Genomic DNA, 18480 nt, shown 5'->3' on the forward strand with positions numbered 1-18480 from the left:
GTTCAGGCACCTGGCAAAGGCGCCCGACGGGCTTGCGGCGCGGCCCACAGCAGTTGCGCCACGCCAATGGCACGTTCCTCGAAGCCGCCCTGGCAGTAACACAGGTAGAACTCCCACAGGCGCTGGAAGGTTTCGTCGTAACCCAGTTCCTTGAGTGCCGTGCGCGCCTGGCGCAGGTTATCGCGCCAATGGCGCAAGGTGCGGGCATAGTCCTGGCCAAAGTCCTCCATATGCACCAGGTTCAACCCGGTCTTGCGGCTGGCGGTGTCCAGCAGCACGCTCAGTGATGGCAGCGCACCGCCTGGGAATATGTAGCGCTGGATGAAATCCACCGAGCGCCGCGCCTGGGCGTAACGTTGATCGCGAATGGTGATGGCCTGCAGCAGCATCAGGCCATCCTCCTTGAGCAGTGCGGCACACTGGCGGAAGTAAGTGGGCAGGTAACGGTGGCCGACGGCCTCGATCATCTCGATCGAAACCAGCTTGTCGAAGCGCCCGCTCAGGTCGCGGTAGTCCTCGCGCAGCACCGTGATGCGTTGCGTAAGGCCCAGCGCTTGCACCCGTTGCAGGGTGTGGGCGTACTGCGCCTCGGACAGCGTCGTGGTGGTGACGCGGCAGCCATACCGGGTGGCAGCATGGATGGCCAGGCTGCCCCAGCCGGTGCCGATTTCCAGCAGGTGTTCGTGGGGTTTGAGCTCGAGCTTCTGGCAGATGCGTTCAAGCTTGTTCAGTTGCGCCTGCTCCAGGGTTTGCTCGGCGCTCTCGAACTGCGCCGCCGAGTACATCATGGTTGGGTCGAGCAGGCGTTCGAACAAGGCGTTGCCCAGGTCGTAATGGGCCAGGATGTTGCGCCGTGAACCGCGTCGGCTATTGCGGTTGAGCCGGTGCAGCAGGTGCAGGGCCGGGCGTGCCAGGCGTGCCAGCCCGCCCTCCATGGCATCGAGCACCTCAAGGTTGGCGACGAACACACGGGTGACTGCGGCAAGGTCGGGTGTGCGCCAGTAGCCATGGATATAGCCTTCCCCGGCGCCGATCGAGCCGTTACTGGCGACCAGGCTCCAGGCGGCCTCGTCAACGATTTCGACCTGCGCGTGCAGAGCACTGCCGGCTTCACCGAAGGTCCACTGACGATCGTTGCAGATCACCCGCAAACTGCCGCGGGCCAAGCGGCGCAACTGGGCCAGCACGGCCGTCCTGGCCAGGTTGCCAAGCAGTGGTGTCAGGCCGGTGGACTTGCTAACGCTCAGGGTGGGCTCGGTCATCATCTAACTCCTTGGAGGCGGCTTGGCCCAGGCTCAGGTTACCCAGGCTGGCGCTATGGTCGTGGATGGGCGTGCGCTTGAGCAGCAGCTGCAAGGCCTGCCAGTAGATGGCTGCTACGGTGCGCAGGCTCATCCAGGGGAAACTCAGGATATGGCGGTGCAGAGCGGCGCGATCCAGCGGCCCGCGTTGCAGCGCGAGGTCGGCATCGAACACCTTTTGCCCCTCGCGCCAGTTCTCCATGTGCACGTGTACGCGTCGCGCATCGAGCAGAAAACGCAGGCGGTACTCCATGTCCAGGGGCATGAACGGCGACACATGGAACGCCTTGGCCACGCAAAACCCGGTAGACAGGCCGTCTTGCACCGGCAACACGTAGTGAAAGCGCTGGCGCCATGGCGTGTTGCGCACCTCCAGCAGGATCGCCTGCAACTGGCCGGCGGGGTCGTGGCAGAAGTAGACACTCACCGGGTTGAACGAAAGGCCCCAGCAGCGCGGCTGGGTTAGCAGGTGCACGGCGCCTTCAGGCGTTTGCCCGGTGGCCTGGCCGACCAATTGCCGAGCGGCCTGGGCCAATGGCATGCCATTGCGGGTCAGCGCCGGCAGGTAATCGCTTTCGCGCCAGCTCAGCGGCGCCAGTCGCGACCGCCCCAGCCAGCGGCTGAGGCTGAGCAGGCGGGGTTGCTCGTCCAGGTCCAGGTAGAACATGCCGATCCGATAGCGGAAGGCATGCTGGCGTGGTGTCAGGCGCCTATGGCTGACCCAGCCGTGGCACAGGCTGCTGATCACAAGCCTTCCCCAAAAAACTCAGCCACTTTCAAGGCGCTGACCACGCCGTCCTCGTGGAAGCCGTTGGCCCAGTAGGCGCCGCAGAAGTAGCTGTGCTGTCGGCCCTGCAATTCAGCTTGTCTGGCCTGGGCTGCGAGGGCGACGAGGCTGTACTGCGGGTGCGCATAGTTGAAGCGGGCGAGGATCTGCGTCGGGTCCACCAGTGCGGTCTGGTTCAGGCTCACGCAGAAGGTCACCGGCGCTTCGATACCTTGCAGGATGTTCATCGCGTAGGTCAGCGCGGCCGGTGCCTGCTGCGGGCCGCCGAGGCGGTAGTTCCAACTGGCCCAGGCTTTGCGCCGGGTTGGCAGCAGGCGGGTGTCGGTGTGCAGCACCACGTCGTTGCTGGCGTAGGTGATGGCGCCGAGTATTGCGCGCTCATCGGCACTGGGCGCCTCCAGCAAGGCCAAAGCCTGGTCGCTGTGGCAGGCGAACACCACATTATCGAAGCGCTCGCTGCCGGCCGCGCTGAACACGGTCACGCCGCCTTCGTCACGGCTGACACGGTCAACCGGGCAGTTGAGGCGGATGCGCTCGGCGAATGGCTTGCACAACGGCGCCAGGTAACTGCGTGAACCACCCTCGATCACCCGCCATTGCGGGCGGTTGCTCACCGAGAGAAGGCCGTGGTTACGGCAAAAGCGCACGAAGAACTGCAGCGGAAAACCGAGCATGTCGGCGCGTGACATCGACCAGATAGCCGAGCCCATCGGCACGATGTAGTGGTCGATGAAGCGCTGGCCATAGCCCTGCGTCTGCAGGTAGCCACCCAGGGTGGTGGCTTCGTCGATACGCTGGCTGTCCAGGTCGGCAAGGACCTTGCGGTTGAAGCGCAGGATATCGCGCAGCATGCCCCAGAAGCCTGGCGATAACAGGTTGCTACGCTGGGCGAACAGCGTGTTGAGGTCATGGCCGTTGTATTCGAAACCGTTACGCGGGTCATGCACCGAAAAGCTCATTTCGGTGGGCCTGGAGGCAACCTTGAGCTGGTCGAGCAGGCGGATGAAGTGCGGGTAGGTCCAGTCGTTGAATACGATAAAACCGGTATCCACTGCGTACTGCCGGCCACCCCATTGGACATCGACGGTATGGGTGTGGCCACCGACCCAGTCGGCGGCCTCGAACACAGTGACTTCATGCCGCCGAGAGAGCAGATAGGCACAGGTGAGGCCGGCAATACCGCTGCCGATGATTGCGATGCGCATGTCTGTTTCAGTCCTGTTGCTTGCGTGCCAGGCGCTGGCCTAGCTTCAGTCGCCAGCGCACCGGCATTGCGCCCAGCAGGCGCAGTACCAGAGTGAATACGCCGGGGAAGTTGATTTCTAGCGGGCGCTTGGGCAAACGCACGGCAATGTGCCTGGCGGCGCGTTCTGCACTCCAGATCTGGGGCATGGGGAAGTCATTGCGGCGGGTCAATGGCGTATCGACAAAGCCAGGGCTGATTAGCGTGACATCGATGCCCTCGTTGACCAGATCGATGCGCAGCGACTCGATCAGGTAGCGCACGGCCGCTTTGGAGGCACCGTAGGCCCCGGCACGGGGCAGCGCCAGCCTGGACACCGAGCTGCCGATCACCACTAGGTGCGGGCGTTGGCCACGGCGCAGCAAGGGCAGGGCAGCGTGCAGGCAGTGACTGACGCCGATCAGGTTGGTGCGCACCACGCGCTCGACCAGCTCTGGGTCGAAATGACCCGGCTCCAGGTATTCACAGGTGCCTGCATTGAGAATCACCAGGTCGAGCGCGCCCCAGCTGCGTTCGATGTGCGCGGCAACATCAGCGACCTGCCGAGGGTCACTGATATCGCCGATGGCCAGCAACGTCTGCTGTGGAAACTGCGCGGTCAGCGGCGCCAGGTTTTCGGCCTGCCGGCCACCCAGCGCAACCTGATGGCCCTGTTCCAGCAGCTGTTGCGCCAGCGCGGCGCCGATGCCGCTGCTGGCACCGGTCAGCCAGCAGCGGCTCATGCCAGCCGCCCCTTGAGCCAACGCACAGCGCTGCCTACTACTGGCACATGCTCGTAAAGCAGTGCACCGGCGTCGAAGTAGTCTTGATGAAAGTGCACGCGTTCGTGCCAGCGAAGGTGGCTGCAACCCTGCAGGCTGATCAGGCGCCCGTTGGCCAGGCGTGGGTGGCGAAAATGCAGGGTCCAGCGAATGTAACCGTGGCCCGGTTGGACCTCGTCGGTACCCTCGAAGGTGTAACGCACCTCCTGGGTGTTGGCGTAGAGCTCAGCGAAGTAGGCACGCAGGTCGCTCAGCCCGTCGATCTTGTGCAGAGGGTCGCGGAAGGTGACATCCTCGCTGTACAAGTCACCCAGGCGGTCGAGGTTGTCCGCATCGAGGCTGGCAAAGCGTTCGGCGAAGGTTTGCAGGTAGCTGGACATGCGCGGCCCTGTACAAAAATGGTTTCTTGTACAGGTATAGTCGATCCCGCTGCATAAATCTATACAGGGTCATAATTTTGTACAGTTTTGCGCGGGGGTGTCAGCTGTCCCTGTCATCCAGTTGTCGCCGCAATTGGGCGACCTCCGCTTCCAGCTCTCGTACTCTCTCCTCGGCGAACACCTGGGCCGTGACATCACGCTGTATGCCAATGTAATACGTCAACTGATCGGCCTCGTTTCGTATCGGCGAAATCGACAGTTCATTCCAGAACAGGCTGCCGTCCTTGCGGTAATTGCGCAGCACCTGGCAGCACGGGCGCCCGTCCAGGATGGCCTGGCGAATGGCATCCAGCGCTTCCTGGTCATGGTCCTGGCCCTGCAGGAAGCGGCAATCCTGATAGAGGATGTCATCGGCCGCGTAGCCGGTCAGGCGCTCGAAGGCGGGGTTGACGTAGATGAGGATGCTGTCGTTTCCTTCCTGCTCGGCAATGACGATGCCGTCGTTGGACGCCTCGACCATCAATTGCAGGAGTTTTGCGTCGATCATGGGGCCTCCTCGAAGTGGTTGCGTATGCTTATGCGCAGCTTAGCCTGCATGCAGCTATAGGTTTAGTATGTGTAACCGTCCTGATGACCCGCCGCAATGAACGAAGCGACCTTCACCGACCTGTTGCCAATGCGTGACGTTGTCAGCCTGACCGGGGTCAACCCGGTGACCTTGCGTGCCTGGGAGCGTCGTCATGGCCTGATCCGCCCGCAGCGCACCGAGGGCGGCCATCGCCTGTACACCGCACAGGATGTCCAGCACATCCGCGACATACTGCGCTGGACCGCCAGTGGCCTGCCGATCAGCAAAGTCAGCGAAATGCTGGCCAGACGGCGAGACGCATACGAGCAAACGGTTGAACCGGCTGCTGATGGCTTTGCCGCGTGGCGTGCTGCCGTGCTACGTGCAACCCAGACATTCGATGGCCAGGCGCTCGAGGGTATTCACGGGCAGCTGTTCACCCTGTTCCCCAAAACCACGGTGTTGCTCGACGTACTGATGCCTGTGTGGCGCACATTACAGTCGGGCAGCTCTTACGGCCAGCGTAGCCAGTGGCTGTTTCTCGATGCCTTTCTGCGCGCCCGGTTGCTGTTGCGCCTGCAGTTGAACCAGGCCAACGCCCCGCGCGTGCTGTTGGCCGGTACCGGGGGCAGTGCTGAGCTTGAACTGCTGTGCCACGGCTTGCTGCTGAGCGGTGAGCAGCAGCGTATCGACGTGCTGAGCAGCGAACAACCACTTGAGGAGTTGCCACTGCTGTGTGCAGCCATTGCGCCTGCCGCGCTGGTGGTTCTGGTGCAGCCCCCAGTGAGCAGTGGCCTGGCAGATCGTCTGCGCGCCTTGCAGATGGATATCGCCTGCCCATTGGCGCTGCTGGGTGATGGCCTGGCCGAGTCGGCCACTGCACTGAAGGGAATTCCGCTGAGGCTGTTGGAGGGGCGGGGAGGCGAGGCAGGCGCGATGCTCAATGCCTTGCTCAGGGGGGCGCTGGAGCTCTCGACCACCCAGCCTGCAGAAGGGGAGCAAAGCGCTGAGCAGCCCCTCTAGCCGGCTTTGGCTGCTGCTTGCTGGCTCAGCCTGGCGCAGATCACATCGACCAATGCGGCTACTTTAGGAAGCGACTGCCGACTTTTCAGCCATGCAACGTTGATAGGCAGACCGATGGTGCTCAGCTCAGGCAGGATCTGGACCAGCGTGCCAGCGTCAAGATGTTCCTGCACCAGCCAGGAGGGCAATTGGGCCACCCCCAGCCCGGCCAGCACCATGGCAAGCTGGCCTTCTGCGTTGCCGATTGCAATACGGCCCGAGACCACCCGCTGCTCGCTGTCACTGGCATGAGCGCCCGGGAAGTGCAGCGGATACACACCGCCGTCGGTCCTGCCGTAAAGCACGCACCCGTGCTCATGAAGGTCCCGCTCCGTTTCAGGCACTCCCCGTCGTTGCAGATAACCCGGTGCTGCGCAAAAGATGTGCTGCTGGATGCCAATCAGCCGCCGTTCTACACCCTGGGGCCAGGTCTGCGGCCCGCCAATGCGCACCAGGATGTCGATGTCATGCTCGATGGGATCGACGAAGCGGTCCGTGAGCGTGATGTGTGGCATCAGCAGTTCATGCTCGGCAATGAACTCGATGAGCAGCGGTAGTACCCGCAGTTTGCCGTATGACGCCGGCAGGTCAATGCGCACCCGGCCGCAGGGCTCGGTCTGGGCACTGTGCATTTGCATTTCGGCCTCTTCCAGGCTGGCCAGGATCTGCTTGCAGGTCTGGTAGTAATTGGCCCCCGTATCGGTCAGTGCCAGGCGCCGTGTGGTGCGTGCGAAGAGCTTCATGTTCAGGCGCTGCTCCAGCCGCGCCACGCTTTTGCTGACTGCGGAGGTGGTCAGGCTCATGCGTTCGGCCGCAGCAGTGAAGCTTCCGGCCTCTGCCACGCAAATGAAAACCGCAATGCCCTTCAAGCGTTGTTCACTGAGCAATGGCGCCTCCAACTGTTGAATAAATTTCTTAAGTATCCTTGCTTAAATACCCAAGATGATAATTTTATTCCAGTATAACCTCCTGCTCCATTTTCCTGTTCTGGAGTATTCGCTCATGCATGCCAACCCTGCGTCCCTGTCGGGGGCAGCAGATGCCCGTGCAGGCACCAGCATTCTGATCCTCACGATGGCGGCGTTCGCGGTGCTGACCACCGAATTCATCATTCTCGGCATCTTGCCCGGGCTCGCCCGGGATCTGGGTATTACTGTGCCCAAAGCGGGTCAGTTGGTCACCGTGTTCGCCTTTACCGTGATGCTTGTCGGGCCGTTTCTCACCGCTGCGATATCCCACTGGGATCGCAAAAAGGTGTTTCTCGGGGTCCTGCTGATCTTCGCCGCATCCAATGCGCTGTCGGCGGTCGCTACTGACTTCTGGACCATGGCATTGTCGCGCATCCTGGCTGCTGCGACGCTTCCCGTGTTCTGGGGCACCGCCAGTGAATCGGCAGCCCAGCTGGCGGGTAAAGGCAATGAAGGCAAGGCGGTCGCCCGGGTCTATCTGGGCATCACGGCGGCGTTCGTGTTCGGCATTCCCTTGGGCACACTGGCAGCCGATGCGCTCGGCTGGCGGGGCACCTTCTGGTTGATCTCGGGCCTTTGCCTGGTCATTGCGCTGCTGATGTGGGTGTTCCTGCCACAGTTGCCAGAGGCCCCCAAAAGGGCGGGCGGCGAACGCCAGACGGTCATCCTGCGGGATCCGAAGTTCGTCTTCCACGTCGCGCTCTCGGTGGTGGTGTTCACTGCCATGTTCAGCGCATACACCTACCTGGCTGACATGCTCGAGCGCCTTGCCCATGTGCCCAGCGCGCAGGTCGGCTGGTGGCTGATGGGCTTCGGTGCGGTGGGCATGATTGGCAACGCCATCGGCGGGCGGCTGGTCGACCGCAGCCCGCTTGGCGCGACCATCGTGTTGTTGACGGTGCTGGGCGCCGGCATGGCGGGTGCACCGCCCGCGGTCGATACGCTGTGGCTGCTGGTAGTGGCCCTGGCCGCGTGGGGTATTGCGTATACCGCGTTGTTCCCTGTTTGCCAGGTGCGCGTGATGATCGCAGGCGCCAAAGCGCAGGCCCTCGCCGGCACGCTGAACGTCTCTGCGGCGAACGCGGGCATCGGGTTGGGCGCTGTGATTGGCGGCGTCACCATTGAGCAGTTGGGGCTGGCGGCGCTGGGCTGGGTGGGTGCGCTGATTGCAGTGCTGGCGGTGGGCTTGTCACTGCTGTTGTGGATGGCAAGCGATCGGTCCGGTAATGCTGCTAAACGCGCTCGCGCAACGGCACCCGCGCCAGTGAAAGAAAGCTGAGGTTGAACACGGTCTACTCAAGGGCATATCGATATACCCTTTAATTCTTTGTTTACTGAGCCCGCCTGCTTTCAACTAACGCCTTTTTGAGCGAGCGATACTCAGTGGAGCACTGCGAAGTAGTCGTCATCGGGCTTGGTGCCATGGGGGCCGCCACCGTTTATCAATTGGCCAAGGCGGGCGTGGATGTGGTGGGGGTCGATCGCTACCACCCACCGCATACCTTTGGCTCGAGCCACGGTGATACGCGCATTACCCGGCTTTCCGTAGGCGAGGGTGCCCAGTATGTTCCCATCGTGAAGAGGGCTCAGCAAATCTGGCGTGAACTTGAGGCGCTGTCTGGCGAATCGTTGTTCGAGCAGTCCGGTTTGCTGGCACTGACCTCCAGTCCCGACTTCGATCCGGACGATATAAGCGATTTCACCCTGCGCACCATAGGCCTGGCCCAAGCCTACGGAATCGAGCACGAAGTGCTTGGCGCTGCACAGATCCGTCAGCGCTTCCCGCAATTTGCCAACGTGCGCGACGATGCGATCGGCTACTTCGAGCCCGGTGGCGGCTTCGTGCGCCCCGAACGGTGCATCGACGCGCAGTTGCGCCTGGCAGTGCAACACGGGGCAACGCTGCACACAGGTGAAACGGTTACTCAGATCAGCTCGGATGAAAGCGGCGTCACGGTCTGCACCAACCTGCGTACGTTAAAGGCCCGCAAACTGGTGTTCAGTGCCGGCAACTGGGCGGGTGGTTTGTTGGGCGAGCCGTTCGACCGTTTGCTGCGTGTCTACCGGCAGAAGCTGTTCTGGTTCGAGCTCGAAGCCCAGGCGGGCCTTGAGGGTGCATCGCCAACGTTCATCCTGACCCATGGGCGCGGGGACGACAAAATCAATTACGGTTTCCCTGCGCTGCCGGGTGAGGGCAGCCTGAAAATCGCCACGGCCCAATACCACACGGCATCGCTGCCCGACCTGCTGGACCGGACCGTGAGCGCGGTAGAAGAGCGCGAGATGTACGAGTTGCAAGTACAAGGCCGTATCGCCGGGGTGACCGACAAGGTCGTCAAGTCTGCCGTTTGTGCCTACACCGTCACTGCAGATCGCCACTTCATTATCGACGAACACCCTGCGCTGAAGTACACCTTGGTGGTGTCAGCGTGCTCTGGCCATGGTTTCAAACACTCCGCCGCCTTGGGCGAGGCATTCGCCCAGTGGTGCATCCGGGGCTCGACCGACCTCGATCTTTCATCGTTCACCCTCCAACGATTCCAAGGAAAACTCTCGTGAAGCGCATTGCACTTTCGCTGGCTCTGCTGGCTGCCACGCTCGGTACTGCACAGGCTGAAACGCTCAAGATCGCTGTGGTGCCTGTGCCTCACGCCGAGATTCTGGAATTCCTCAAACCTGAGCTGGCCAAGCAGGGGGTCGAGCTGGATATCAAGGTCTTCACCGACTATATCCAGCCTGACCGCCAGGTAGACGAGGGCCGGCTGGATGCCAACTACTTCCAGAGCAAGCCCTACTACGAGGCGTACAAGAAAGACCGGCCCAATAGCGACCAGGTCCCGGTTGTTGCTGTACACATCGAACCGTTCGGGGCCTACTCAAGCAAGGTCAAATCTGTGGCCGAGTTGCAGGACGGCGCCATCGTTGCAATTCCCAACGACCCCACCAACTCCGGGCGCGCACTGCTACTGATTGCCAAGCAGGGGCTGATCACGCTCAAGGACCCTGGCAATATCATGGCGACCGCCGCTGACATCACCAGCAATCCGAAGCATCTGAAGTTCAAGGAACTTGAAGCCGCCATGCTGCCGCGCGTCCTTGGTCAGGTGGACCTGGCGCTGATCAATGCCAACTACGCGCTGGAGGCCAAGCTTGAGCCGCACAAGGATGCGTTGTTCATCGAAAGCTCGGAATCGCCGTACGCCAACTACCTGTATGTACGCAGGGACAAGGCTAGCGACCCGGCTGTACAGAAGCTTGGGGCATTGTTGAATTCGCCTCAGGTGAAGCAGTTCATCCTGGATCGCTACCACGGCGATGTTGTGCCGGCGTTCTGATTTTTGGCCTTTGGGGATTGCTGTGGCGTCCACCTCCCGATATCCCGCCCCCGGACAATCCGTTAAAAACCTGACTCTTGAGTAACCCCAACCGATCAACGGTTCGGCCACTTCTCCAGCAAAATGGAAACAAACTTCTCTGCCGCTGGTGAAAGCGAGGCCCCACGTCGATACACCAGCCCGAGCGTGCGCGTCACCTCGGGCTCCATCAGCGGAATGCTCACCAGCGTTGGATGGTCGGCAGCCGGCATGGCCAGGCTTGGCATGGCCGACACCCCCAGCCCGGCTTCGACCATGCCCAGCGAGGTGGAAAGGTGCTGCACCTCATAGAACCACTTCGGCCGCCAACTGAGCCCGGACAGCGCATGGTCCAGCAACATGCGGTTGCCACTGAGGCGGCCGACGCCGATGAGCCGGTAATCGGCAAGCTCTGTCCAGGTGACCGACGCGCGGTCGGCCAGCTCGTGATCGCGCCGGCAGGCCAGCACGAAACGCTCCTGCACCAGCGACACGAACTCGATATCCGGATGCTGGCCGCTCATCATGTTGATGCCGAAATCGGCTTCGCCGCGCAGCACCGCCTCCAGCCCCTCGTTGGCACTGAGGTCCAGCAGCCGAATCCGGATTTTCGGGTACTGCTCGTTGTAGTCACGAATCACCGAGGGCAGGAAGTAGAACGCGGCGGTGGGGATGCAGGCCAGGGTCACCTGGCCGGTCTGGCGCTCTGCAAGTTCGCGAATGCTCAGGATCGAATCTTCAAAATCATCCAGCAGGCGCCTGGCCTTGGGCAGAAAATCGCGGCCGACGGTGGTCAGGCTCACGCGACGGGTGGTTCGCTCGAGCAGGGGTGTTCCCAGACCCTCTTCGAGCTTTTTTATCCGCCGGCTCAACGCAGGTTGCGAGAGGTGCAGCACCTCAGCCGCCTCGTGAAAGCTGCCAAGTTCGGCGATTTTCACGAAAGATCTTATGTCTTGCAGCTCATATTCCATGATGTGTTCCTAAGGGAATTCACCGCTTTATTGTTTTGTTAAACGCAACAATGGCGACGATATTTGCATTGGATCGATTTATCAATCTTTGTCACTCTTGTGTCCAGAACATCAATTTCCCCAATTGATCAACAAGAGTCAGTAGTCATGCAACGAATTCCTTGTGTGCTCATGCGCGGCGGTACCTCCAAAGGCCCGTTCTTTCATGCGTGGGATCTGCCAGCCAATGTGGTCGAGCGCGACGAGCTGCTGATCAACCTGATGGGCTCCGGTCACGAGCTTGAGATCGACGGCATCGGCGGTGGCAGCCCGCAGACGAGCAAGGTGGCCATCATCAGCCCTTCGCTGCATGCCGACGCCGATGTCGACTACCTGTTCGTGCAAGTGATGGTTGCCCAGCGCCGCGTCGATACCGCCCCCAACTGCGGCAACATGCTGTGTGCCGTGGGCCCTTTCGCCATCGAGCAAGGGCTGGTCAAGGGCAATGACGGCAAGACCCTGGTGCGTATCCGCAACCTCAACACCAACACTTTCGTCAATTCGCTGGTGGAGACACCCGGCGGCATCGTGCGCTACGAAGGGCGTACGGCGATCGACGGCGTGCCGGGCACTGCCGCCCCGGTTCACCTGACCTTCCTCGATGCCGTGGGTAGCAAGACCGGCAAGCTGTTCCCGACGGGGCAGGCCAAGGATGTGATCGACGGTATTCCCGTGACCTGCATCGACATGGCCATGCCCATGATGATTGTCGATGCCGCGCAACTGGGCGTAACGGGGTCGGAAACCCCAGCGCAACTGGATGCGAACACGGCCCTGCTGCAGCGCCTGGAAGCCCTGCGCCTGAAAGCGGGCAAGGCCATGGGCCTGGGCGACGTCAGCGGCATGGTGATCCCAAAGCCCGTGCTGATATCGGCACCACGCTTTGACGGTACGCTGCAGGTCCGGTATTTCATGCCGCACAACTGCCACCGGGCGCTGGCCATCACAGGGTCCATCGGGCTGGCAACTGCCTGCGTCAGCCCAGGCACTGTAGTGATGGACATGCTCGGTGATACTGCCGAAGCACTCACCCAAGTACGCCTGGAACATCCCAGCGGCGGTATCGATGTCGCGCTTTCGCGCGGTGGCCCTGATGGCCAGACCATTCAGGCCTCGGTGGTACGAACTGCCCGCAGGCTGTTCTCCGGTTTTGTATACGCCCCTGGTTTTCAGCGTATGGCCGGTTGAAACCCGGCCTGGCGTCAAACCGTGGTAACCCAGGCAACAAAGCGCATCCGCACAATTTCAACAATGGGTGATGCCTCATGAAGATCGCAAAATCACTGTACTTCCAGATTCTCTGCGCCGTCGTGCTGGGCGTAGTGGTCGGGCATTTCTGGGCGCAACAGGCCGTTGCGCTCAAACCGCTGGGCGATGCCTTCATCAAGCTGATCAAGATGATGATCGCGCCTGTCGTGTTCTGCACCATCGTCACCGGGATTGCCGGCATGACCGACAAGCGTTCGCTGGGGCGCTTGATGAGCAAGACCTTGCTCCTGTTCCTGGGGTTGACCGTTGTCAGCCTGATCATCGGCCTTGCGGCGGTCTACCTTTTCCGTCCCGGCGAGGGCATGAACATCGACCCCGCCACCCTCAGCACCGAGGGGCTCAGCCAGTATGCGGCGTCGGCGGCGAAACTGAGCGTGGTCGACTTTTTCATGCACATCATTCCCGATACCTTTATCGGCGCATTCAACAAAGGCGAAGTGCTGCCGGTGCTGTTCATCGCGGTACTCAGCGGTTTTGCCCTGTCGTCGATGGGTGAGAAGGGCAAGCCGGTGCTGGATGTGCTCGAATCCGCGTCGGCCATGGTGTTTCGCATTTTTGGCTACCTGATGCGCTTCGCGCCGATCGGTGCGTTCGGTGCCTTGGCCTTTACCGTAGGCCAGTACGGCATCAGCTCGCTTGGCGCCCTGGCGAAGCTGGTAGGCACCTTGTACATCGCCTGCGCCTTCTTCGTCATCGTCGTACTCGGTGGCATCTGCCGTGCGCATGGGTTCAGCCTGTGGAAACTGCTGCGTTATTTCCGTGAGGAATTTCTGGTGGTGCTCGGTACTTCTTCTACCGAGCCGGTGTTGCCGCGCATGCTGGAGAAGCTGGAAAAACTGGGCTGCAAAAAAGGGGTGGTGGGGTTGGTGCTGCCCACCGGTTACTCCTTCAACCTGGATGGCACGGCGATCTACCTGTCACTGGCGGCCATCTTCATCGCCCAGGCGTGCAACATCGACCTGACCCTGGGGCAGACCATCACCATGCTCGCCATCATGCTGTTGTCTTCCAAGGGCGCTGCCGGTGTGACCGGGAGTGGCTTCGTAGCCCTGGCCTCGACCCTGACCGTCATCCACGACATCCCGCTGGCAGGCTTGGCGCTGCTGATCGGCGTCGATCGTTTCATGTCCGAGGCGCGCGCCCTGACCAGCCTGGCCAGCAATGCAGTTGCCACCGTGGTGGTCTCGCTTTCGGAAAATGCCTGTGAGCGGGATACCTTGATGCGCACCCTGAACGGAGAGCGTGAGCCGCTCGCCGGGCAGGCCGCGCCAACAGCGCCCAGTTGGCCTGCAGAGCCCCGTCATCACGGCTGATCATCACCCGTAACACCCTTCGTTGACTTGAACCCCGCTCAGCATCACTGTGATGCCGAGTGGGGCAGGGGGCCGCCTGCGCGCCAGATGGCCACGCCTAGAATAAAAACAAGAGAACCCAATCATGCTCGCATTGCTTGGCCTGATCATGGTGGTGACCTTCACCTACCTCATCATGAGCAAACGGCTGTCGCCGATCGTTGCGCTCACCGTAGTCCCCATCGTGTTCGCCGTGATCGGCGGGTTTGCGCCGACAACCGGCAAGATGATGCTCGACGGCCTGAAGATGGTTGCCCCGTCGGCTGCACTGCTGTTGTTCGCCATTCTGTTCTTTGGCCTGATGATCGACGCAGGGCTGTTCGATCCGCTGATCCGCAAGATTCTCAAACGCGTCAATGGCGACCCGATCAAGATCGCCATCGGCACTGCACTGCTTTCGCTGCTGGTGGCGCTCGATGGTGATGGCACTACCACCTACATGATCACCTGTGCGGCCATGTTGCCGCTGTACAAGCGCATCGGCATGAACCCGATGATCCTGGCAACGGTGGCGATGCTTTCGCTGAGCATCATGAGTGGCCTGAGCCCATGGGGCGGGCCGGCGACACGGGCCATCGCCGCGCTGGGGCTCGATGCGACCGAGTACTTCATCCCGATGTTGCCGACCATGATCGGTGGGGCTGCCTGGGTAGTCTTCACCGCGTTCCTGCTGGGCCGTGCCGAACGCAAACGCATCGGCAACATCAAGCTCGAATCCGGTGGCGGCAATTGCTACATCAAGGCGATTCTCGAGGACACGCCGCACAAGCGTCCGCGGCTTGCCTACGTCAACCTGTTGCTGGTGGTGGCGGTGATGATCGCGCTGGTCCTGGGCGTGATGCACGCAGCGATCCTGTTCATGATCGGTTTTGTCGCTGCCTTGATGATCAACTACCCGCAACTCGAGGTGCAGAAAGAGCGCATCCTGGCCCACTCCGGCAACGCCATGACGGTCGTGCTGCTGGTGTTTGCCGCAGGGATTTTCGCCGGCATCTTCTCCGGCACGAAGATGGTCGATGCGCTGGCGCAGACACTGGTGGACTGGATTCCGCAGTCCTGGGGCCACTGGTTCCCGCTGGTGGTGGCGATCACCAGCATGCCGCTGACGTTCGTCCTGTCCAATGATGCCTACTACTTTGGCGTAGTCCCTATCCTGGCCAACGCGGCTGCCGCCTACGGCATCGACCCGGTCGAGATCGCCCGCGCTTCGGTGCTCGGCCAGCCGGTGCACCTGATGAGCCCTCTGGTGGCCTCGACCCTGTTGCTGGTGGGCATGGTCGACCGCGATATCGGCGACTTTCAGAAGGCCACCGTCAAATGGGCGGTGCTCACCTCGCTGGTGATCACCGCGCTGGCTCTGGCCACCGGTGCCTTGTCCTTCTTCGTCTGATTGGCCCTGGGCGCCGCCTGGCGCCCGCTTTCTACTCATTCAAAAACAACAACAGAGTACCGAACATGTCCCCAACTGCTCTGCGTGCGGCGGCCGCCTGTGGCCTGCTCTGCGGCTGCCTGCCTGTTGCCGGCGCTGCCGGTTTTGTCGATGACGGCAAGCTCAAACTGCAACTGCGCAACGTTTATTTCAACGAGAATTTCCGCGACGAGCAGGGTATGAGCGCCCGCGCCGCCGCCACCGCCAAAAGCGAGCGAACCGAGTGGGCGCAAGGCTTCCTGCTCGACTATCAGTCGGGCTTTACCCAAGGCACGCTGGGCCTGGGGCTCGATGCGATGGGGCTCTTGGGGGTCAGGCTGGACTCCGGCCGTGGCCGCAGCGGTACGGGCCTGTTGCCGGTGCATGACGACGGTCGCGCCGCCCAGGAGTTAGCCAGTGCCGGGGTAACGGCCAAGGCCCGCCTGGGTAGTACGGTGGTCAAGCACGGTACCTTGCTGCCCAAGACCCCCGTACTGGTCTACAACGATGCCCGAGTACTGCCCCAGACCTACCAGGGTACGCAGCTGACGAGTACCGATATCGAGGGGCTGACGCTCACTGCCGGGCATCTGGACCGGTTCAAGCAACGCGACTCGTCCAACAGTACCGGCTTGTACCTGGACGGTTATGGCGGCGCCGAGTCTGGCGACTTCAGCTTCGCCGGCGCCGACTACGCGTTCAGCAAGCACTTGCGCTTGAGCTACTTCCACGGTCAGCTCGAGCATTTCTACCGCCAGGACTTTGCCGGCCTGGTACATGACCTTGCGCTGGCCGGCGGGGTGCTGACCACCGACCTGCGGTATTTCACCAGCCGTGACAGCGGCGCGGCGTACGGCGGCAGCATCGACAACGACATGTTCAGCGCACAGGTGTCCTACGCCCATTCAGGGCACACCTTCGGCGCCGGGTATCAGGTGCTGGACGGTGAAGCCGGCCTGCCGTACATCAGTGGTGCCACGGTGTATTCGTTCAGCAACGTTGGCATCGGCAAGTTCATCGAGGAAGAAGAAAAGACCTGGATGGCAAGCTATGCCTACAACTTTGCCGCCGCAGGCGTGCCTGGGCTGACCTTCATGACACGCTACCTGAGCGGCGACAACGGCCGCTCCGGGGCGCAGGGGTTGAGTGAATGGGAGCGTGACGCCGAGCTTGCGTATGTGGTGCAGGGCGGGGCACTCAAAGGGCTGGGGGTACGGCTGCGCAACTATGTCTACAGGTCTGACTATTCCCGCGGAAGGGACAGCAATCGCCTCTACCTGACCTATGACATTGCCATCTGGTGAAACTGGCCTGTAAACGCCAGTGCCTGGGGCAATGCGCCAACGGTTTCAGGCGTTTGTCCGATGCCAGCCAAATTCGTTATGGCCGGCATCGGAAACTGGTATTACATCCGCCCGCGCCTGGCTGTTTAGCATCGTCGATGTCTTCCTGTCGACGAGAACAACAACGTGAACCTTGGAAAGATCATTACCCGCAGTGCCCGCTACTGGCCGGACCACACTGCCGTGGCGGACAGCCAGACGCGCCTGACCTATGCCCAGCTGGAACGGCGCAGCAACCGCCTTGCCTCGGGGCTGGGTGCACTGGGCGTTGCCAGCGGTGAACATGTGGCGATCCTGGCTGCCAACCGCGTGGAACTGGTAGAGGCAGAGGTGGCGCTGTACAAGGCGGCGATGGTCAAGGTGCCGATCAACGCGCGGTTGTCGCTGGATGAAGTGGTACGGGTGCTGGAAGACTCCTGCAGCGTTGCGCTGATCACCGATGCCACCTTCGCCCAGGCGCTGGCTGAACGACGCGAGGCCTTGCCGATGTTGCGCCAGGTGATCGCGCTGGAGGGCGAGGGCGGTGACCTGGGTTATGCCGCGCTGCTTGAGCGCGGCAGCGAGGCACCGTGTAGCCTGGACCCTGCCGACGACGCCTTGGCAGTGCTGCATTACACCTCCGGCAGCTCCGGTGTACTCAAGGCGGCCATGTTGTCGTTTGGCAACCGCAAGGCGCTGGTCCGCAAGAGCATCGCCAGCCCCACGCGGCGTTCAGGCCCTGACGATGTGATGGCCCATGTGGGGCCGATCACCCATGCCAGCGGCATGCAGATCATGCCGCTGCTGGCGGTGGGCGCCTGCAACCTGCTGCTCGACCGCTACGACGATCGCCTGTTGCTGGAGGCCATCGAACGTGAGCGGGTGACGCGGCTGTTCCTGGTACCGGCCATGATCAACCGGCTGGTCAATTATCCCGACGTCGAGCGCTTCGACCTGTCCAGCCTCAAACTGGTCATGTATGGCGCCGCGCCCATGGCCCCGGCCCTGGTGAAAAAGGCCATCGAACTGTTCGGGCCGATTCTCGTGCAAGGTTATGGTGCCGGCGAAACCTGTTCGCTGGTCACGGTACTGACCGAGCAGGACCACCTGATCGAAGACGGCAACTACCAGCGCCTGGCCTCTTGCGGGCGCTGCTATTTCGAAACCGACCTGCGGGTGGTGAACGAGGCATTCGAGGATGTGGCACCGGGCGAGATCGGCGAAATCGTGGTCAAGGGGCCGGACATCATGCAGGGCTACTGGCGCGCGCCGGCGCTCACCGCCGAAGTCATGCGCGACGGCTACTACCTGACCGGCGACCTGGCCACGGTCGATGCGCAGGGTTACGTGTTCATCGTCGATCGCAAGAAGGAAATGATCATTTCCGGGGGCTTCAACGTGTACCCCAGCGAAGTGGAGCAGGTGATCTACGGCTTCCCAGAAGTGTTCGAGGTGGCAGTGGTCGGCGTGCCTGACGAGCAGTGGGGTGAAGCGGTGCGCGCTGTGGTGGTGCTCAAGCCCGGCGCACAGCTTGACGCCGCCGAGCTCATCGAGCGCTGCGGCCGCGCCCTGGCCGGTTTCAAGAAGCCGCGAGGCGTGGATTTTGTCACCGAACTGCCGAAAAACCCCAATGGCAAGGTGGTGCGCCGCCTGGTCCGGGAAGCCTACTGGCAACACAGCGATCGTCGTATCTGAT

The 18480-nt window shown here is 61.9% G+C and carries 17 protein-coding genes; 9 read left to right on the forward strand and 8 right to left on the reverse strand.

Translation table 11 applies throughout. From position 1 onward, the window contains the following. Positions 1 to 2: 2 nt before the first annotated feature. The 6 genes from ACMGGN_RS06720 to ACMGGN_RS06745 all read right to left on the reverse strand — a co-directional run bounded on the left by ACMGGN_RS06720 (position 3) and on the right by ACMGGN_RS06745 (position 5019). Positions 3 to 1262 (reverse strand): SAM-dependent methyltransferase, encoded by a 1260-nt coding sequence (locus ACMGGN_RS06720; RefSeq protein ID WP_046785747.1) that lies wholly within the window; start codon positions 1260 to 1262, stop codon positions 3 to 5. Further along, on the reverse strand, positions 1237 to 2049 hold the full coding sequence (locus ACMGGN_RS06725; protein ID WP_115274408.1) for a DUF1365 domain-containing protein: 813 nt from the start codon (positions 2047 to 2049) through the stop codon (positions 1237 to 1239). Before ACMGGN_RS06725 ends, ACMGGN_RS06720 begins: the two co-directional genes overlap by 26 nt. Then, the gene (locus ACMGGN_RS06730; RefSeq protein ID WP_115274409.1) at positions 2046 to 3293 is read right to left on the reverse strand and encodes an NAD(P)/FAD-dependent oxidoreductase; all 1248 of its coding nucleotides are present in this window, start codon (positions 3291 to 3293) and stop codon (positions 2046 to 2048) included. Before ACMGGN_RS06730 ends, ACMGGN_RS06725 begins: the two co-directional genes overlap by 4 nt. Before the next feature lie 7 nt (positions 3294 to 3300). Beyond that, positions 3301 to 4053: an SDR family NAD(P)-dependent oxidoreductase gene (locus ACMGGN_RS06735; RefSeq protein ID WP_414156585.1), complete on the reverse strand. Its 753-nt coding sequence runs from the start codon at positions 4051 to 4053 to the stop codon at positions 3301 to 3303. Beyond that, a complete protein-coding gene (locus ACMGGN_RS06740; RefSeq protein WP_115274410.1) occupies positions 4050 to 4472 on the reverse strand; it encodes a nuclear transport factor 2 family protein in 423 nt (140 codons plus the stop codon). Before ACMGGN_RS06740 ends, ACMGGN_RS06735 begins: the two co-directional genes overlap by 4 nt. 100 nt (positions 4473 to 4572) lie before the next feature. After that, a complete protein-coding gene (locus ACMGGN_RS06745; RefSeq protein WP_046785752.1) occupies positions 4573 to 5019 on the reverse strand; it encodes a PAS domain S-box protein in 447 nt (148 codons plus the stop codon). A gap of 96 nt (positions 5020 to 5115) precedes the next feature. On the opposite strand from ACMGGN_RS06745, the gene ACMGGN_RS06750 reads away from it, so the two are divergent. After that, on the forward strand, positions 5116 to 6063 hold the full coding sequence (locus ACMGGN_RS06750) for a MerR family transcriptional regulator (protein ID WP_115274411.1): 948 nt from the start codon (positions 5116 to 5118) through the stop codon (positions 6061 to 6063). Here ACMGGN_RS06750 and ACMGGN_RS06755 read toward each other — a convergent pair. Continuing rightward, positions 6060 to 6989, reverse strand: coding sequence for a LysR family transcriptional regulator (locus ACMGGN_RS06755; protein WP_115275514.1), 930 nt, complete (start codon positions 6987 to 6989; stop codon positions 6060 to 6062). The genes ACMGGN_RS06750 and ACMGGN_RS06755 overlap by 4 nt on opposite strands. Before the next feature lie 115 nt (positions 6990 to 7104). Here ACMGGN_RS06755 and ACMGGN_RS06760 point away from each other — a divergent pair, with 115 nt between their 5' ends. The 3 genes from ACMGGN_RS06760 to ACMGGN_RS06770 all read left to right on the forward strand — a co-directional run bounded on the left by ACMGGN_RS06760 (position 7105) and on the right by ACMGGN_RS06770 (position 10405). Further along, the gene (locus tag ACMGGN_RS06760; RefSeq protein WP_115274412.1) at positions 7105 to 8349 is read left to right on the forward strand and encodes an MFS transporter; all 1245 of its coding nucleotides are present in this window, start codon (positions 7105 to 7107) and stop codon (positions 8347 to 8349) included. A 104-nt stretch (positions 8350 to 8453) separates the two neighbouring features. Continuing rightward, positions 8454 to 9629, forward strand: a complete 1176-nt coding sequence (gene solA, locus ACMGGN_RS06765) for an N-methyl-L-tryptophan oxidase (RefSeq protein ID WP_414156586.1) — start codon at positions 8454 to 8456, stop codon at positions 9627 to 9629. Further along, positions 9626 to 10405 carry a MetQ/NlpA family ABC transporter substrate-binding protein gene (locus tag ACMGGN_RS06770; RefSeq protein WP_012315011.1) on the forward strand — a complete coding sequence of 260 codons (780 nt, stop codon included), beginning with the start codon at positions 9626 to 9628 and terminating at the stop codon, positions 10403 to 10405. Before solA ends, ACMGGN_RS06770 begins: the two co-directional genes overlap by 4 nt. A 95-nt stretch (positions 10406 to 10500) precedes the next feature. On the opposite strand, the gene ACMGGN_RS06775 is transcribed toward ACMGGN_RS06770, so the two are convergent. Then, positions 10501 to 11394 carry a LysR family transcriptional regulator gene (locus tag ACMGGN_RS06775; protein ID WP_012315010.1) on the reverse strand — a complete coding sequence of 298 codons (894 nt, stop codon included), beginning with the start codon at positions 11392 to 11394 and terminating at the stop codon, positions 10501 to 10503. Between the two features lie 147 nt (positions 11395 to 11541). Between ACMGGN_RS06775 and ACMGGN_RS06780 the strand changes: the two genes are divergently transcribed. The 5 genes from ACMGGN_RS06780 (at position 11542) to ACMGGN_RS06800 (ending at position 18479) form a co-directional block, all read left to right on the forward strand. Continuing rightward, the gene (locus ACMGGN_RS06780) at positions 11542 to 12621 is read left to right on the forward strand and encodes a 4-oxalomesaconate tautomerase (RefSeq protein WP_174142488.1); all 1080 of its coding nucleotides are present in this window, start codon (positions 11542 to 11544) and stop codon (positions 12619 to 12621) included. A gap of 77 nt (positions 12622 to 12698) precedes the next feature. Then, positions 12699 to 14015: a dicarboxylate/amino acid:cation symporter gene (locus ACMGGN_RS06785; protein WP_125924022.1), complete on the forward strand. Its 1317-nt coding sequence runs from the start codon at positions 12699 to 12701 to the stop codon at positions 14013 to 14015. A gap of 124 nt (positions 14016 to 14139) precedes the next feature. Next, positions 14140 to 15444: a CitMHS family transporter gene (locus ACMGGN_RS06790; protein WP_161871517.1), complete on the forward strand. Its 1305-nt coding sequence runs from the start codon at positions 14140 to 14142 to the stop codon at positions 15442 to 15444. A gap of 65 nt (positions 15445 to 15509) precedes the next feature. Beyond that, positions 15510 to 16766, forward strand: a complete 1257-nt coding sequence (locus tag ACMGGN_RS06795; protein WP_414156587.1) for an OprD family porin — start codon at positions 15510 to 15512, stop codon at positions 16764 to 16766. Positions 16767 to 16931: 165 nt separating this feature from the next. Next, on the forward strand, positions 16932 to 18479 hold the full coding sequence (locus tag ACMGGN_RS06800; protein WP_251962842.1) for an AMP-binding protein: 1548 nt from the start codon (positions 16932 to 16934) through the stop codon (positions 18477 to 18479). Position 18480: the final 1 nt, after the last annotated feature.

This window comes from Pseudomonas sp. BNK-30, assembly GCF_047456185.1.
Lineage (GTDB): Bacteria > Pseudomonadota > Gammaproteobacteria > Pseudomonadales > Pseudomonadaceae > Aquipseudomonas > Aquipseudomonas putida_E.

What these genes read in the sequence shown, in the direction of transcription:
- ACMGGN_RS06720 (WP_046785747.1), bottom strand. Translation starts at nt 1,262, where the DNA reads ATGACCGAGCCCACCCTGAGCGTTAGCAAGTCCACCGGCCTGACACCA.
- ACMGGN_RS06730 (WP_115274409.1), bottom strand. Translation starts at nt 3,293, where the DNA reads ATGCGCATCGCAATCATCGGCAGCGGTATTGCCGGCCTCACCTGTGCC.
- ACMGGN_RS06735 (WP_414156585.1), bottom strand. Translation starts at nt 4,053, where the DNA reads ATGAGCCGCTGCTGGCTGACCGGTGCCAGCAGCGGCATCGGCGCCGCG.
- ACMGGN_RS06740 (WP_115274410.1), bottom strand. Translation starts at nt 4,472, where the DNA reads ATGTCCAGCTACCTGCAAACCTTCGCCGAACGCTTTGCCAGCCTCGAT.
- ACMGGN_RS06745 (WP_046785752.1), bottom strand. Translation starts at nt 5,019, where the DNA reads ATGATCGACGCAAAACTCCTGCAATTGATGGTCGAGGCGTCCAACGAC.
- ACMGGN_RS06750 (WP_115274411.1), top strand. Translation starts at nt 5,116, where the DNA reads ATGAACGAAGCGACCTTCACCGACCTGTTGCCAATGCGTGACGTTGTC.
- ACMGGN_RS06760 (WP_115274412.1), top strand. Translation starts at nt 7,105, where the DNA reads ATGCATGCCAACCCTGCGTCCCTGTCGGGGGCAGCAGATGCCCGTGCA.
- ACMGGN_RS06775 (WP_012315010.1), bottom strand. Translation starts at nt 11,394, where the DNA reads ATGGAATATGAGCTGCAAGACATAAGATCTTTCGTGAAAATCGCCGAA.
- ACMGGN_RS06780 (WP_174142488.1), top strand. Translation starts at nt 11,542, where the DNA reads ATGCAACGAATTCCTTGTGTGCTCATGCGCGGCGGTACCTCCAAAGGC.
- ACMGGN_RS06785 (WP_125924022.1), top strand. Translation starts at nt 12,699, where the DNA reads ATGAAGATCGCAAAATCACTGTACTTCCAGATTCTCTGCGCCGTCGTG.
- ACMGGN_RS06790 (WP_161871517.1), top strand. Translation starts at nt 14,140, where the DNA reads ATGCTCGCATTGCTTGGCCTGATCATGGTGGTGACCTTCACCTACCTC.
- ACMGGN_RS06795 (WP_414156587.1), top strand. Translation starts at nt 15,510, where the DNA reads ATGTCCCCAACTGCTCTGCGTGCGGCGGCCGCCTGTGGCCTGCTCTGC.